At 73.4% G+C, this 14,879-nt stretch carries 14 protein-coding genes and 1 riboswitch; of the genes, 12 read left to right on the plus strand and 2 right to left on the minus strand.

Annotated features, from left to right (window positions below):
- The first annotated feature begins 273 nt into the window (after positions 1-273).
- From hpnC to ABZ621_RS29020, 10 genes are all read left to right on the plus strand, one after another.
- Entirely contained in the window at positions 274-1,179 is a 906-nt protein-coding gene (hpnC, locus tag ABZ621_RS28975) for a squalene synthase HpnC (RefSeq protein ID WP_360609375.1), read from the plus strand.
- Complete coding sequence (gene hpnD / locus ABZ621_RS28980; protein ID WP_360609376.1) at positions 1,176-2,123, plus strand: presqualene diphosphate synthase HpnD; 948 nt, start codon at positions 1,176-1,178, stop codon at positions 2,121-2,123. Before hpnC ends, hpnD begins: the two co-directional genes overlap by 4 nt.
- Complete coding sequence (hpnE, locus tag ABZ621_RS28985) at positions 2,123-3,526, plus strand: hydroxysqualene dehydroxylase HpnE (protein WP_360609377.1); 1,404 nt, start codon at positions 2,123-2,125, stop codon at positions 3,524-3,526. Before hpnD ends, hpnE begins: the two co-directional genes overlap by 1 nt.
- Positions 3,523-4,623, plus strand: a complete 1,101-nt coding sequence (locus ABZ621_RS28990) for a polyprenyl synthetase family protein (RefSeq protein ID WP_360609378.1) — start codon at positions 3,523-3,525, stop codon at positions 4,621-4,623. The genes hpnE and ABZ621_RS28990 overlap by 4 nt, the downstream gene beginning before the upstream one ends.
- A 107-nt stretch (positions 4,624-4,730) precedes the next feature.
- Positions 4,731-6,728: a squalene--hopene cyclase gene (gene shc / locus ABZ621_RS28995; RefSeq protein ID WP_360609379.1), complete on the plus strand. Its 1,998-nt coding sequence runs from the start codon at positions 4,731-4,733 to the stop codon at positions 6,726-6,728.
- Positions 6,728-7,393, plus strand: a complete 666-nt coding sequence (locus ABZ621_RS29000; RefSeq protein WP_360609380.1) for a 1-hydroxy-2-methyl-2-butenyl 4-diphosphate reductase — start codon at positions 6,728-6,730, stop codon at positions 7,391-7,393. The genes shc and ABZ621_RS29000 overlap by 1 nt, the downstream gene beginning before the upstream one ends.
- Positions 7,394-7,400: 7 nt before the next feature.
- Entirely contained in the window at positions 7,401-8,417 is a 1,017-nt protein-coding gene (gene hpnH / locus ABZ621_RS29005; protein ID WP_360609381.1) for an adenosyl-hopene transferase HpnH, read from the plus strand.
- 10 nt (positions 8,418-8,427) lie between these two features.
- On the plus strand, positions 8,428-9,813 hold the full coding sequence (locus ABZ621_RS29010) for an aspartate aminotransferase family protein (protein WP_360609382.1): 1,386 nt from the start codon (positions 8,428-8,430) through the stop codon (positions 9,811-9,813).
- Positions 9,814-9,888: 75 nt separating this feature from the next.
- Positions 9,889-10,518, plus strand: coding sequence for a helix-turn-helix domain-containing protein (locus tag ABZ621_RS29015; RefSeq protein WP_360609383.1), 630 nt, complete (start codon positions 9,889-9,891; stop codon positions 10,516-10,518).
- A 19-nt stretch (positions 10,519-10,537) separates the two neighbouring features.
- Positions 10,538-10,702: a DUF6126 family protein gene (locus tag ABZ621_RS29020; RefSeq protein ID WP_189848334.1), complete on the plus strand. Its 165-nt coding sequence runs from the start codon at positions 10,538-10,540 to the stop codon at positions 10,700-10,702.
- Between the two features lie 22 nt (positions 10,703-10,724).
- Here the strand turns inward: ABZ621_RS29020 and ABZ621_RS29025 are convergent, their stop codons facing one another.
- Positions 10,725-11,546 (minus strand): tyrosine-protein phosphatase, encoded by an 822-nt coding sequence (locus tag ABZ621_RS29025; protein ID WP_360609384.1) that lies wholly within the window; start codon positions 11,544-11,546, stop codon positions 10,725-10,727.
- 394 nt (positions 11,547-11,940) lie between these two features.
- A riboswitch (cyclic di-AMP (ydaO/yuaA leader) is annotated at positions 11,941-12,097 on the plus strand.
- A 4-nt stretch (positions 12,098-12,101) separates the two neighbouring features.
- Here ABZ621_RS29025 and ABZ621_RS29030 point away from each other — a divergent pair.
- Positions 12,102-13,049, plus strand: coding sequence for a LysM peptidoglycan-binding domain-containing M23 family metallopeptidase (locus tag ABZ621_RS29030; protein WP_360609385.1), 948 nt, complete (start codon positions 12,102-12,104; stop codon positions 13,047-13,049).
- A gap of 161 nt (positions 13,050-13,210) precedes the next feature.
- Complete coding sequence (locus ABZ621_RS29035; RefSeq protein ID WP_360609386.1) at positions 13,211-14,023, plus strand: SGNH/GDSL hydrolase family protein; 813 nt, start codon at positions 13,211-13,213, stop codon at positions 14,021-14,023.
- Here the strand turns inward: ABZ621_RS29035 and ABZ621_RS29040 are convergent.
- Positions 14,010-14,879, minus strand: a complete 870-nt coding sequence (locus ABZ621_RS29040) for an STM4011 family radical SAM protein (protein WP_360609387.1) — start codon at positions 14,877-14,879, stop codon at positions 14,010-14,012. The genes ABZ621_RS29035 and ABZ621_RS29040 overlap by 14 nt on opposite strands.

The following is a 14,879-nucleotide window of genomic DNA, read 5'->3' on the forward strand; positions in this document are numbered from 1 at the left end:
TGCCATCGCCACAGGTCAGCCCGGCCGGCGCGGTCCGGCGCGGCGGCAGACCCCCCGAATGGCGACATCCCTCGTACAACGTAAGCTGTACCGGTCCGATCCACACCGCCCATGGCGCCCCCGGGACACCCGGCGGGCGCGTGCTCCGTGCGCGGCGGCGTGTCCGAAATAGGATGGATTGGATCGGCAGTGTAGAACGGGAGATATGACGGCCATGACGCAGAATCTCCAGCTTCACGTGGGTGTCGCCGTCCCCGCGCCGGGCGCCGCCCGGTGACGGCTTCCCGGCACGTGCGCGCCGACGACCCCTCGCGCACCACACTCGGCAAGGCCGCGGACGAGAACTTCCCCGTGGCCCCCTTCTTCCTGCCCCGTGACTGGCGCGACGACCTCATGGCCGTCTACGGCTACGCCCGGCTCGTCGACGACATCGGCGACGGCGACGCCGCCCCCGGCGCGACCGGCCCCTTCGGCCTCGGAGCCGACGCCGGCCCGCTCCCCCTCCTCGACGCCCTGGAGGAGGACCTCCACCGGGTCTTCGACGGGACCCCCCGCCACCCGCTGCTGCGCGCCCTCCAGCCCACGGTGCGGCGCCGCGGCCTCACCCCCGGCCCGTTCCTCGGCCTGATCCAGGCCAACCGCCAGGACCAGCTGGTCAGCCGGTACGAGACGTACGACGACCTCCTCGCGTACTGCGAGCTCTCGGCCAACCCCGTCGGCCGGCTCGTCCTCGGCATCACCGGCACCGAGACGCCCGAGCGGATCCGCCGCTCCGACGAGATCTGCACCGCCCTCCAGATCGTCGAGCACCTCCAGGACGTCGCCGAGGACCTCGGCCGCGACCGGATCTACCTCCCCGCCGAGGACCTCAAGCGGTTCCACGTCACCGAGGAGGAGCTGGCCCGGCCCACCGCCGGGTCCGCCGTGCGCTCCCTCGTCGCCTTCCAGGCCGAACGCGCCCGCGCCCTGCTGCACGCGGGCAGCCCGCTCGTCGGCAGCGTCCACGGCCGGCTGCGGCTGCTGCTCGCGGGCTTCACCGCCGGCGGACTCGCCGCGCTCGACGCCATCGCCGACGCCGGCTTCGACGTCCTCGCCGGACCGCCGAAGCCCACCAGGCCCAGCCTGGCGCGCCAGGTCGGAGCGGTCCTGCTCCGGGCCCGCTCCGAGGGGGGAACATGACCGTCGAGGACACGACCGTCCGGCCGTCCGCGCCGGTACAGGCCGCGTACAGCTACTGCGAGGCCGTCACCGGACAGCAGGCCCGCAACTTCGCCTACGGGATCCGTCTGCTGCCCGCCGACAAGCGGCAGGCCATGTCGGCCCTGTACGCCTTCTCCCGGCGGGTCGACGACATCGGCGACGGCACGCTGGCCCCCGAGGAGAAGCACGAGCGCCTGGAGGCCACCCGGGCGCTGCTCGACCGGGTCCGCAAGGGCGACGTCGCCGAGGACGACACCGACCCCGTCGCGGTCGCCCTCGCCGACTCGGCCCGCCGCTTCCCGATCCCCCTCGAAGGGCTCGACGAGCTGATCGACGGCGTCCTCATGGACGTCCGCGGCGCCACCTACCGCACCTGGGACGAGCTCAAGGTCTACTGCCGGTGCGTCGCCGGCGCCATCGGCCGGCTCTCCCTCGGCGTCTTCGGCACCCAGCCCGGCGCCGCCGAGTCCGAGCGGGCCGCCGAGTACGCCGACACCCTCGGCCTCGCGCTCCAGCTCACCAACATCCTGCGCGACGTCCGCGAGGACGCCGCCAACGGCCGCACCTACCTGCCCGCCGAGGACCTCGCCCGCTTCGGCTGCGAGGACGGCTTCGGCGCCCGGACCCTGCCGGCCGGCGCCGACTTCGCCGGACTCGTCCACTTCGAGGTCCGCCGCGCCCGCGCCCTCTTCGTCGAGGGCTACCGGCTGCTGCCGATGCTCGACCGGCGCAGCGGCGCCTGCGTGGCCGCCATGGCCGGCATCTACCGCCGCCTCCTCGACCGCATCGAGCGCGACCCCGACGCCGTGCTCCGCGGCCGCGTCTCGCTGCCCGGCCCCGAGAAGGCGTACGTCGCCGTCCGCGGCCTCTCCGGCCTCGACGCCCGCCACATCGCCCGCCGCACCGCGAGGAGGCCCGCCTGATGGCCCCCACCGGAACCCCCGGACCCACCCCCGGGACCCCCACCGCCGTCGTCGTCGGCGGGGGACTCGCCGGGGTCACCGCGGCGATCCGGCTCGCCGAGGCGGGGGTCGCGGTCACGCTGCTCGAAGGGCGGCCCCGGCTCGGGGGGCTCGCCTTCTCCTTCCGGCGGGGCGAGCTGACCGTCGACAACGGCCAGCACGTGTACCTGCGCTGCTGCACCGCCTACCGCTGGTTCCTCGACCGCGTCGACGGCGCCCGGCTCGCGCCCCTCCAGGACCGGCTCGACGTGCCCGTCCTCGACGTCGCGCACCCGCGCGGGCCCCGGCTCGGACGGATCCGGCGCGACCCGCTGCCGGTCCCCTTCCACCTGGCCCGCAGCCTCGCCACGTACCCCCACCTCTCGCTCGCCGAGCGGGCCTCCGTCGGCCGCGCCGCGCTCGCCCTCAAGAGGCTCGACCCCGCCGACCCGGCCCTCGACGGCATCGACTTCGCCACCTGGCTCGGCCGGCACGGCCAGTCGCCCCGCGCCATCGAGGCCCTCTGGGACCTCGTCGGCATCCCCACCCTCAACGCCCCCGCCCCCGACGCCTCCATGGGGCTCGCCGCCATGGTCTTCAAGACCGGGCTGCTCACCGACCCCGGCGCCGCCGACATCGGCTGGGCCCACGTGCCGCTCGGCCACCTCCACGACACCCTCGCCGGCAAGACCCTCGACGGACTCGGCGTCCGGACCCTGCTGCGCACCAAGGCCGAGCGGATCACCCGCACCGACGACGGCCGCTGGGCCGTGGACGTGCCCGGCGAGCGGCTCGACGCCGACGCCGTCGTCCTCGCCGTGCCCCAGACCGAGACCCACGGCCTGCTCCCCGAGGACGCCCTCGACGACGCCGACCGGCTCCTCGACATCGGCACCGCGCCCATCCTCGACCTGCACGTCGTCTACGACCGCAAGGTCCTGAAGCGGCCCTTCTTCACCGCCCTCGGCTCCCCGGTCCAGTGGGTCTTCGACCGCACCGCGTCCTCCGGACTCACCGGCCCCGGCCAGTACCTGGCCGTCTCGCAGTCCGCCGCCCACGACGAGATCGACACCCCCGTCGCCGCGCTCCGCGAGCGCTACCTCCCGGAGCTGGAGCGGCTGCTGCCGGCCGCCCGGGGCGCCGGGGTCCGCGACTTCTTCGTCACCCGCGAGCGGACCGCCACCTTCGCCCCCACACCCGGCGTCGGGCGCCTCCGCCCCGGCGCCCGCACCCGTGCGCCCGGCCTCTACCTGGCCGGCGCCTGGACCGCCACCGGCTGGCCCGCGACCATGGAGGGTGCCGTCCGAAGCGGCTTCAGCGCCGCCGGCGCCGCGCTCTCCGCCTTCGGCCGCCGCCACGACCATCCGCTGCAGGAGGCGGCATGAGTGTGATCACAGGAACCAGAGGAGAGACCGTGCCGACCGTGCCCCCGGGGACCCCGGCCGTCGACACCGCGGACGTCAGCGCCCTGCTGGAGAGGGGGCGGACCCTGTCCACCCCCGTCATGCGGGCGGCCGTCGGCCGTCTCGCATCGCCCATGGACACCGTCGCCGCCTACCACTTCGGCTGGATCGACGCCGAGGGCAACCCCACCGACGCCGACAGCGGCAAGGCCGTGCGCCCCGCGCTCGCCCTGCTCTCCGCCGAGGCCGCCGGCGCCGCGCCCGAGGTCGGCCTCCCCGGAGCCGTCGCCGTCGAGCTCGTCCACAACTTCTCGCTGCTGCACGACGACCTGATGGACGGCGACGAGCAGCGCCGCCACCGGGACACCGTGTGGAAGGTGTTCGGCCCGGCCCAGGCGATCCTCGTCGGCGACGCCCTCTCCGCCCTCGCCAACGAAGTCCTCCTGGAGCTCGGCACCGTCGAGGCCGGCCGTGCCACCCGCCGGCTGACCACGGCCAACCGCAAGCTCATCGACGGCCAGGCCCAGGACATCTCCTACGAGCACCGCGACCGGGTCAGCGTCGAGGAGTGCCTGGAGATGGAGGGCAACAAGACCGGCGCCCTCCTCGCCTGCGCCGTCTCGATCGGTGCGGTCCTCGGCGGCGCCGACGACCGCACCGCCGACAAGCTGGAGGAGTACGGCTATCATCTCGGCCTCGCCTTCCAGGCCGTCGACGACCTCCTCGGCATCTGGGGCGACCCGGACGCCACCGGCAAGCAGACCTGGAGCGACCTGCGGCAGCGGAAGAAGTCGCTGCCCGTCGTCGCCGCCCTCGCGGCCGGCGGAGAGGCGTCCGAGCGGCTCGGCCGGCTCCTCGCCCAGGACGCCGAGTCCCCTGATTTCGACTCCTTCACCGAGGAGGACTTCGCCTACCGCGCCGCCCTCATCGAGGAGGCCGGCGGCCGCGAGTGGACCGCCGGGGAGGCCCGCCGCCAGCACGCGATCGCGCTGCGCGCCCTCGACGAGGTGGACATGCCCGCCCGGGTGCGCGACCAGCTGATCGCCCTCGCCGACTTCGTCGTCGTACGGAAGAAATGATCACCCACAGCCAGATATGAGTGCGCAGTCGCCGGCCGGTGCCACCCGCACCGGCCGACGGCAGACCCGCAGGAGCAGAAGGAACCGACTGCCACGAAGGGGAAGCCATGACAGCGACGACCGACGGAAACGCCGGGGCTCTCGGCCCCCTCGCGCCCGCGGCCAGCACCACTCCACCGCACTCCGCCACCTCACCCGCGCGCCTCGACGAGGCCGCCGCCCGCGCCGTCCGCGCGGCCACCGACCACCTCCTCGCCCGCCAGGCCCCCGAGGGCTGGTGGAAGGGCGACCTGGAGACCAACGTCACCATGGACGCCGAGGACCTCCTGCTCCGCCGCTTCCTCGGCATCTCCGACCCCGACACCACCGCGGCCGCCGCCCGGCACATCCGGAGCCGGCAGTACGAGGACGGCACCTGGCCCACCTTCCACGGCGGGCCCGCCGACCTCTCCGCGACCGTCGAGGCGTACGTCGCCCTCCGGCTCGCCGGGGACCGGCCCGAGGCCCCGCACATGGCCCGCGCCGCCGCCTGGATCAGGGCCGAGGGCGGGATCGCCGCCGCCCGCGTCTTCACCCGCATCTGGCTCGCGCTCTTCGGCTGGTGGCGCTGGGAGGACCTGCCCGAGCTGCCGCCCGAGCTGATGTTCCTGCCGAAGTGGTTCCCGCTGAACATCTACGACTTCGGCTGCTGGGCCCGGCAGACCATCGTGCCGCTCACCGTCGTCTCGGCGAAGCGCCCGGTCCGCCCGGCGCCCTTCCCCCTCGACGAGCTGCACACCGACCCCGACCTCCCTGCGCCGAAGCGCCCGCTCGCCCCGCTCACCGGCTGGGACGGCCTCTTCCAGCGCCTCGACCAGGCGCTGCACGTCTACCACCGCTTCGCCCCGCGCGGACTGCGCCGGGCGGCCATGAACACCGCCGCCCGCTGGATCGTCGAACGCCAGGAGAACGACGGCTGCTGGGGCGGCATCCAGCCGCCCGCCGTCTACTCGGTGATCGCCCTCCACCTCCTCGGCTACGACCTGGAGCACCCGGTCATGCGGGCCGGCCTGGAGTCCCTGGACCGGTTCGCCGTCTGGCGCGAGGAGCCCGAGGGCCCGGTCCGCATGGTCGAGGCCTGCCAGTCCCCGGTCTGGGACACCTGCCTCGCCACCATCGCCCTCGCCGACGCCGGCCTGCCCGCCGACCACCCGGCGCTGGTGAAGGCCGCCGACTGGATGCTCGACGAGGAGATCACCAAGGCCGGCGACTGGGCCGTCCGCCGGCCCGGACTCCCGCCCGGCGGCTGGGCGTTCGAGTTCCACAACGACAACTACCCCGACATCGACGACACCGCCGAGGTGATCCTCGCCCTGCGCCGGGTCCGCCACCCCGACCCCGCCCGGGTCGACGCGGCCGTCGCCCGCGCCGCCCGCTGGACCGCCGGCATGCAGTCGGGCAACGGCGCCTGGGCCGCCTTCGACGCCGACAACACGGGCGTTTTGCCCAACAAGCTGCCCTTCTGCGACTTCGGTGAGGTCATCGACCCGCCCTCCGCCGACGTCACCGCCCACGTCGTGGAGATGCTCGCCTGGGAAGGCCGGGCCGACGACCCCCGCACCCGCCGGGGCATCGACTGGCTCCTCGCCGACCAGGAGCCGAACGGCGCCTGGTTCGGCCGCTGGGGCGTCAACTACGTCTACGGCACCGGCTCGGTGCTCCCCGCCCTCACCGCCGCCGGACTCCCCGCCTCCCACCCGGCGATCCGCCGGGCCGTCGCCTGGCTCGCCGCCGCGCAGAACCCGGACGGCGGCTGGGGCGAGGACCTCCGCTCGTACGACGACCGCTCCTGGATCGGCCGCGGCACCTCCACCGCCTCCCAGACGGCCTGGGCGCTGATCGCCCTCCTCGCCGCCGGGGAGCGCGACTCCGAGAGCGCCCGGCGGGGCGTGGCCTGGCTGGTGGAGACCCAGCGCGAGGACGGCTCCTGGGACGAGCCGTACTTCACCGGCACCGGCTTCCCCTGGGACTTCTCCATCAACTACCACCTCTACCGTCAGGTCTTCCCGCTCACCGCGCTCGGCCGGTACGTGCACGGCGAGCCCACCCCCGGCGGGAGCCCGTGATGGAGCGCGGCCGTCCTCCGGCGGAGCCGGAGGCCGCCGTCCCGCCCCTCCTCGTCGCCTGCGCCCTCGGCATCGAGCGCTTCGCCCTGCGCGGCGGCGGCGAGCGCGGCGGGGCGCCGGGACCGGTCCGGGTGGTGCGCACGGGCATGGGGCCCGCCCACGCCGCCCGCGGGGTCGAGCGGGCCCTCGCCCGCGAGGGCTGGGGCGGCGCCGCCGTCATCGCCTCCGGCTTCTGCGCCGGACTCGCCCCCGGGATGCACCCCGGCGACCTGGTCGTCGCCGAGGAGACCCGCGGCCCGGACGGCGCCCTCGCCTGCGAGGGCACCGACCTGCTCGTCAAGGCGCTCGCCCGGGCGGTGCCCGGGCGGACCGTGCACACCGGCCCGCTGACCGGCTCCGACCACGTGGTGCGGGGCCCCGAGCGGGCCGCGCTGGCGGCCGGCGGAGCGATCGCCGTCGACATGGAGTCCGCCGCCACCCTGCGTACCGCCCGGGCCGCCGGACCCCGCCCGCTTGCGGCCGTACGGGTGGTCGTGGACGCCCCCGAACACGAACTGGTCCGGATCGGCACGGTACGCGGGGGAATATCGGCCTTCCGCGTCCTCCGTGCCGTCCTTCCCGCTTTCTTCGAATGGCACCGTTCTCTGCTGCTCCCCAGGAGGTGAGCCGGTCATGGCCATGCCGCTCCGTCAGTCCGTCCGGGTCGGGACCTATCTCTTCGAACAGAAGCTCCGCAAGCGGGACAAGTTCCCCCTGATCGTCGAACTGGAGCCGCTTTACGCCTGCAACCTCAAGTGCGAGGGCTGCGGCAAGATCCAGCATCCGGCCGGCATCCTCAAGCAGCGGATGCCGGTCGCCCAGGCGGTCGGCGCCGTCCTGGAGTCCGGCGCCCCGATGGTCTCCATCGCCGGCGGCGAACCCCTGATGCACCCCCAGATCCACGAGATCGTCCGCCAGCTGGTCGCCCGCCGGAAATACGTTTTTCTTTGCACCAACGCGATGCTGCTCCGCAAGAAGCTCGACAATTTCACCCCCTCCCCGTACTTCGCCTTCGCCGTGCACATCGACGGACTGCGCGAACGCCACGACGAATCCGTCGCCAAGGAAGGCGTGTTCGACGAGGCCGTGGCGGCGATCAAGGAGGCCAAGCGGCGCGGATTCCGGGTCACCACGAATTCGACCTTCTTCAACACCGACACCCCGCAGACCATCATCGAGGTGCTGAATTTCCTCAACGACGACCTCCAGGTCGACGAAATGATGATCTCGCCCGCCTACGCCTACGAGAAGGCGCCCGACCAGGAACACTTCCTCGGCGTCGAACAGACCAGGGAACTCTTCAAGAAGGCCTTCGCCGGCGGCAACCGCCGCCGCTGGCGCCTCAACCACTCGCCGCTCTTCCTCGACTTCCTCGAAGGAAAGGCGGACTTCCCCTGCACCGCCTGGGCGATCCCCAACTACTCCCTCTTCGGGTGGCAGCGCCCCTGCTATCTGATGAGCGACGGCTACGTCCCCACCTACCGCGAACTCGTCGAGGAGACCGACTGGGACAAGTACGGCCGCGGCAAGGACCCGCGCTGCGCCAACTGCATGGCGCACTGCGGCTACGAACCCACCGCCGTGCTCGCCACCATGGGCTCCCTCAAGGAGTCGCTGCGCGCGGTCCGCGAGACCGTCCAGGGGAGCTGAGGGGCGGGCCATGAGCGACGGGTTCGACCTGCGGGCGCTGCTCGCCGAACGCGGCGGCGAGCGGTACGGACTGCACGCCCGGTACCTCAACCCGCAGCTGCCGCGGATGCTGCACACCATCGGCTTCGACAAGGTCTACGAACGGGCCGCCGGCGCCCACTTCTGGGACGCCGAGGGCAACGACCACCTCGACATGCTCGCCGGCTTCGGCGTCATGGGCCTCGGCCGGCACCACCCCGTCGTCCGCAAGGCCCTGCACGACGTCCTCGACGCGGACCTCCCCGACCTCACCCGCTTCGACTGCCCGCCGCTGCCCGGACTCCTCGCCGAGCGGCTGCTCGCCCACAGCCCCCACCTCGACCGGGTCTTCTTCGGCAACAGCGGCACCGAGGCCGTCGAGACCGCCCTGAAGTTCGCCCGGTACGCCACCGGCCGGCCGAGGATCGTCTACTGCGACCACGCCTTCCACGGCCTCACCACCGGCGCCCTGTCCGTCAACGGCGAGCAGGGCTTCCGGGCCGGTTTCGACCCGCTGCTCCCGGACACGGCGATCGCCCTCGGCGACCTCGGCGCCCTGGAGCGCGAGCTCCGCAAGGGGGACGTGGCCGGCTTCGTGGTCGAGCCGATCCAGGGCAAGGGCGTCCACGAGGCACCGCCCGGCTTCCTCGCCGCGGCCCAGGAGCTGCTCCGCCGGCACGGGGCGCTGCTGATCGCCGACGAGGTGCAGACCGGCCTCGGCAGGACCGGCGACTTCTACGCGTACCAGCACGAGGACGGCGTCGAGCCGGACCTGGTGTGCGTGGCGAAGGCGCTCTCCGGCGGATACGTGCCGGTCGGCGCCACCCTCGGCAAGGACTGGATCTTCAAGAAGGTCTACTCGTCCATGGACCGGGTCCTGGTCCACTCGGCGAGCTTCGGCTCCAACGCCCAGGCGATGGCCGCCGGGCTCGCGGTCCTCTCGGTGATGGAGTCCGAGGGGACGGTGGCGCACGTGCGGCGGGTCGGCGGCCTCCTGAAGGACCGCCTGGAGGAGCTCGTGCCCCGCTACGAGCTGCTGCACGCGGTCCGGGGCAGGGGGCTGATGATCGGCATCGAGTTCGGGCGGCCGAGCTCGCTGGCGCTGCGCGGCCGGTGGGCGATGCTCCAGACGGCCCGCAAGGGGCTCTTCGCGCAGATGGTGGTGGTCCCGCTGCTCCAGCGGCACCGGATCCTCACCCAGGTCTCCGGGGACCACCTGGAGGTGATCAAGCTGATCCCGCCGCTGGTGATCGACGAGGCGGACGTGGACCGCTTCGTCACCGCCTTCACGGCGGTCATGGAGGACGCCCACGGCGGCGGCGGTCTGCTGTGGGACTTCGGGAAGACGCTGGTCAGGCAGGCGGTCGCGCAGCGCTGAGCCGGGCTTCCCACGGATTTTTGCCTCTGAGGCAAGAAAGTTGCCTCAGAGGCATGTTCCTGGCGGAATGGACGCATGGACCACGTCCCCCGGGGCTCCGCCCCGGAAACCGCCGCCCCCGAGCTCGTGCCCGACGTCGCCCCGCAGCTGCGGGCGCTGCGCCGGCGCCGGGGGCTCACCCTGGAGGCGGCCGCCCAGCGCGCCGGGCTCTCCCCGGCGCACCTCTCGCGGCTGGAGACCGGGAACCGGCAGCCCTCGCTGCCGATGCTCCTCGCCCTCGCCCGTATCTACGGTACGACGGTCGCCGAGCTTCTGGGCGAGACCCCGCCCGAACGCGACCCGGTGATCCGCGCCGACCGCTCCGAACCGGTCGAGGCCGACGGCTGGATCTACCGGCAGGCGGGCGGCGCGGGCCGGGCCATGCAGTGCCTGCGCGTCCACGTGCCCTACGCCACCCGGGCCGACATCGTGCGCGTCCACCCCGGCGAGGAGTGGCTGCACGTGCTCGAAGGGCAGGTCCGGCTCGCGCTCGGCGACGCCGTGCACCTGCTCGGCCCCGGGGACAGCGCGCACTTCGACTCGCTCACCCCGCACCGGATCGGCGCGGCCGGCCGTGCCGGCGCCGAGGTGCTCTTCGTCCACACGCTCCTGCAGAGCCCCGCCGCCGAGCTGTGCCTGGGCGGCGGCACCCCGCACTCCCGCTGAGCCCGAAAGGCTGGTCGACATGTCCGACAAGTCAGTGAATTCCGCCCCGGTCACCGGTGAGGAGCGCGGCGAGGGGAAGTTCCCCAAGGGGCTGGTGCTCCGCCTCTTCGCCTACCTGATCGCCGGTCACCTCTTCGCCGGCTTCCTCTACCTGCTCTTCATGCTGGGCGGGCAGAACCAGTGACCGGACGGGAGGGCCCGCGGCCTCACGCCTCCGTGAGGAACCGCTCGCGCAGCCGCTCGCGGGTCTCCGGCGCCAGCTTCAGGCCGTCCGCGAGGTAGGCGTCCACGGAACCCCAGGTCGCGTCGATGGTCTCGAAGGCCGCCCGCAGGTACTCCACCCGCGCGTCGAAGAGCGGGCTCAGCAGCTCCATCACCTCGGGCGCCATCGCGTCCCGGGCGGTGGAGCTGCGGCGCACCTTGTAGCGGCGGTGCGGGGCGCCGGACTTCACGTAGTCCGCCTCGATGGCCTCGCGCTCCACGCCGAGGGCGAGCAGGGTGATCGCGATCGAGAGCCCGGCGCGGTCCTTGCCGGCCGCGCAGTGCATCAGGGCCGGGACGGCCTCCTCGGCGAGGGAGTGCAGGATCCGGCTGTGCTCGGGGGTCCGTTCCACGATCATCCGGCGGTACGCGGAGGTCATCCGGTCCGCCGCCTTGCCGTCGCCGAGCAGGTCCCGCAGCGTGTCGAGGTCGCCCTCGCGGACCATCCGCCAGAACTCCTTGCCGTCGGCCGGGTCGCTCAGGGGTATGTTCACGTTCCGCACGCCCGGGAGCTCCACGTCCGGGCCCTCCACCTTGGCGTCGGCCTCGTTGCGGAAGTCGAAGATCGTGTGCAGGCCGAGGCCGGAGAGGAAGGCCGCGTCGGACTCGGTGGCGTCGGCGAGGTGGCCGCTGCGGAAGAGGGTGCCGGGCCGGACCGCGCGTCCGTCGGCGGTCGGCAGGCCGGCCACGTCCCGGAAGTTGCGGACCGCCGCGAGCTCGGGCTCGCCGGGTTCGAGGGGCTGGACCTGCGGCAGCTGCTGCGTCACGGATGCTCCTGGTGGTAGGCGTTCACGGGGCCCGTACGAGATCGGTTCCCCCCGCAATCATCCCGTCGAGCGCGGCGTGGCGCACCCCCCTGGCCGGTAATGGGCGATCTGTCCGTATTGGAAGGTCTTGGGGTAACGCGCCCTGGTTGAGGGGGAGATGGAATTCGGCGCGTGAGCAGGGTCATAAAGGTGACGGATCGTGGCCGACCGCCCGGTCCAACCACCCTCCCCGAAAAGGGAATCGAGGGACCGTCATCCACGGAGGGTGACCGGAATTCCGGGCCCGAAGATCGTCCCGGAATGCCCGCCGAATTCCGTGGCTTGTTCGCGCCGACCCCACTCGTCTAGCGTCGCCGTCAATCCGGTCGGACCGCCGAATCCTGCCACCGTCCGGAATTCACACCCGTCCACGCGTGGCAGGAGCGGGGGACCCAAGGAAGTACGCCGGTCCCGCGATGCAGGACGGCTAGGGGTGAAGCCGCGTGAGAACCGCGGCCGGACATCTCCAGTCCGAACCCGACAGCTCACCTCGCAGGCGCCGGAGAGGAATTCGCCATGCCCGCGAAGGGTAAGCACCGCCGCCAGAAGTCCACCCTGATCACCCGTGGCCTCGTCGCCGCCGGCACCGGTGGCGCCGTCGTCGCGCTGCCGCTGATCGGCGCCACCGGCGCCCACGCCGCCGAGCAGGCCGCCCCGGCCGCCGTCTCCGGCACCGTGATCGCCGCCGCGCAGGCCCAGGTCCAGGCCGCCCCGGCCGCCAAGGCCGCCGCCCCGACCACGTACTCCGTCGTCGCCGGCGACTACCTGTCCAAGATCGCCGCCGACCACGACGTCGCCGGCGGCTGGAAGCAGCTCTACGCCGACAACCGCCAGGTCGTCGGCGAGAACCCCTCGCTGATCCTCCCGGGCATGAAGCTCACCCTCGGCGCCAAGAACCCCGCCAAGGCCGCCGCCCCGAAGCCCGCCGCCGCGCCGAAGGCCGCCCCGAAGGCCACCGTCAAGGCCGCCCCGAAGGCCACGGCGAAGGTCACCGAGCAGACCCGCGCCTCCCGCTCCGCCGAGCGCGCCGCGGCCCCGGCCGCCGCCGCCCCGGCCGCGTCCGGCTGGGTCGCCCCCGTCTCCGGCGGCGTCTCCACCCCGTACCGCGCCTCCGGCTCCATGTGGTCCTCCGGCTACCACACCGGTGCCGACTTCATCGCCTCCTCCGGCACCACCGTCCGCGCCGTCGGCGCCGGCACGGTCGTCTCCGCCGGCTGGAGCGGCGCCTACGGCAACGAGGTCGTCATCAAGCACGCCGACGGCAACTACTCGCAGTACGCCCACCTCTCCTCCCTGGCCGTCTCCGCCGGCCAGTCGGTGAGCGGCGGCCAGCAGATCGGTCTCTCCGGCTCCACCGGCAACTCGACCGGCCCGCACCTGCACTTCGAGATCCGCACCTCGCCGAGCTACGGCGCGGACATCGACCCGCTGGCCTACCTGCGCCAGCACGGGGTCTCCATCTGACCCGTCCGGACCGACGGACACGGCGAAGGCCCGGCACCCGCGTGCCGGGCCTTCGCCCTATTCCGGGCTTGGCAAATTCTTTATCGGTGGCATATATCACCCGCCGTCAACCCCTCCTTACGGTCGCGTAGGTCACATCCCTAAAGGAAGGATGTGCTGTCGTGGCAGACGATTCGAGAGCAACAGAAGAGAACGTGTTCGGGGCGGTCGGGGGATTCGGGTCGTACGCGGCGATCGGTGACAGCTTCACCGAGGGCGTCGGAGACCCGGGGCCGGACGGGACCTACGTCGGCTGGGCGGACCGCTTCGCGGTGCTCCTCGCCGACCAGCTGCCGGACCACCAGGAATTCCGCTACGCGAACCTCGCGGTCCGCGGCCGGCTCCTCGACCAGATCGTGGCCGAGCAGGTCCCGCGGGCCAAGGAGCTCGCCCCCGACCTGGTCACCTTCTGCGCGGGCGGCAACGACATCATCCGCCCCGGCACCGACCCCGACGACGTCGCCGAGCGGTTCGAGCGGGCGGTGCGGGACCTCACCTCCGCCGTCGGCACCGTCATGGTGACCACCGGCTTCGACACCCGTGACGTACCGGTGCTCAAGCACCTGCGCGGCAAGATCGCCACGTACACGGCCCACGTCCGTGCCATCGCCGACCGCTACGACTGCCCGGTCCTCGACCTGTGGTCGCTGAAGTCGGTCCAGGACCGGCGGGCCTGGGACGACGACCGGCTGCACCTCTCGCCCGAGGGCCACACCCGGGTCGCGCTGCGCGCCGCCCAGGTCCTCGGCCTGCCGGTGCCCGCCGACCCGGACCAGGCGTGGCCGCCGCTGCCCGCCCGCGGGCCGCTGGAGGTCCGCCGGGACGACATCCACTGGGCGCGCGAGTACCTGGTGCCGTGGATCGGGCGGCGGCTGCGCGGCGAGAGCTCCGGCGACCACGTCGAGGCCAAGCGCCCCGACCTCATGCCCCTGTAGCTCCGGGGGCCCGGCGGCCGGCGGGGATCCGCTCCAGGACCCCGCCGGCGAAGACGTCGTACAGCGGCAGCGACTCCAGGTGGACGTAGCCGATGTGGCAGTCGCAGACGGCGAGGGGGCAGGCGCGGGGCCGCAGCGCGGCACGGTACGAGCCGTCGTACAGGTTGCCGAGCTCGGCCCTGACGAAGTGGCAGCGGCGCACCGTCCCCGCGCCGTCCACCGACACCACCGACTCGCCGGTCCGGCAGGGCAGCCCCGCCGACCGGTGCGGGTGCCGGCTGTAGCCGAAGAGCGGGTCGATGCCCGTCCACGCCGCCGCCTCCGCGTCGGTGTACGTGTGCCCCTCGGCGGCGTTCACCCACAGATAGACGTGCTCCGGCAGCGCCGCCCGCAGCCGCAGCGCCTCCGCGTGGTGCTCGGGCAGCCCCACCACGCCCACGCTGAAGCGCACGCCCCGGGCCGCCAGGCCGAGCGCCTTGCCGAGGAAGCGGTCGTACGGCGTCTGGCCGGGGTGGTACGTGCACCACAGCGCCAGCGTGTCCGGGTCGGCGTCGTCCAGCCAGGAGGTCCGGCAGCTCAGATTGGTCTGGATCGCCACCCGCTCCACGTGCGGCAGCCGCGACAGCTCCACCATCGCCCGCCGGTACCAGGAGCGGACGAGGCCCTCGCCCCACGGCGTGAAGAGGATCCGCAGCCGGTCCCCGTCCTGCCCGGCCGCCCATCCGGTGAACCGCTCCAGGGCCGCCCGGTCCGCCCGCAGCGTCTCCGGCGAGTCCCGGCGCTTGGCGAAGGGACAGTACGGGCAGTCGTAGTCGCACGAGGCGAGCGGCCCCCGGTACAGCAGCGTCAGGTCCAC

The sequence above is a fragment of the Streptomyces sp. NPDC007863 genome (assembly GCF_040633895.1).
GTDB lineage: Bacteria > Actinomycetota > Actinomycetes > Streptomycetales > Streptomycetaceae > Streptomyces.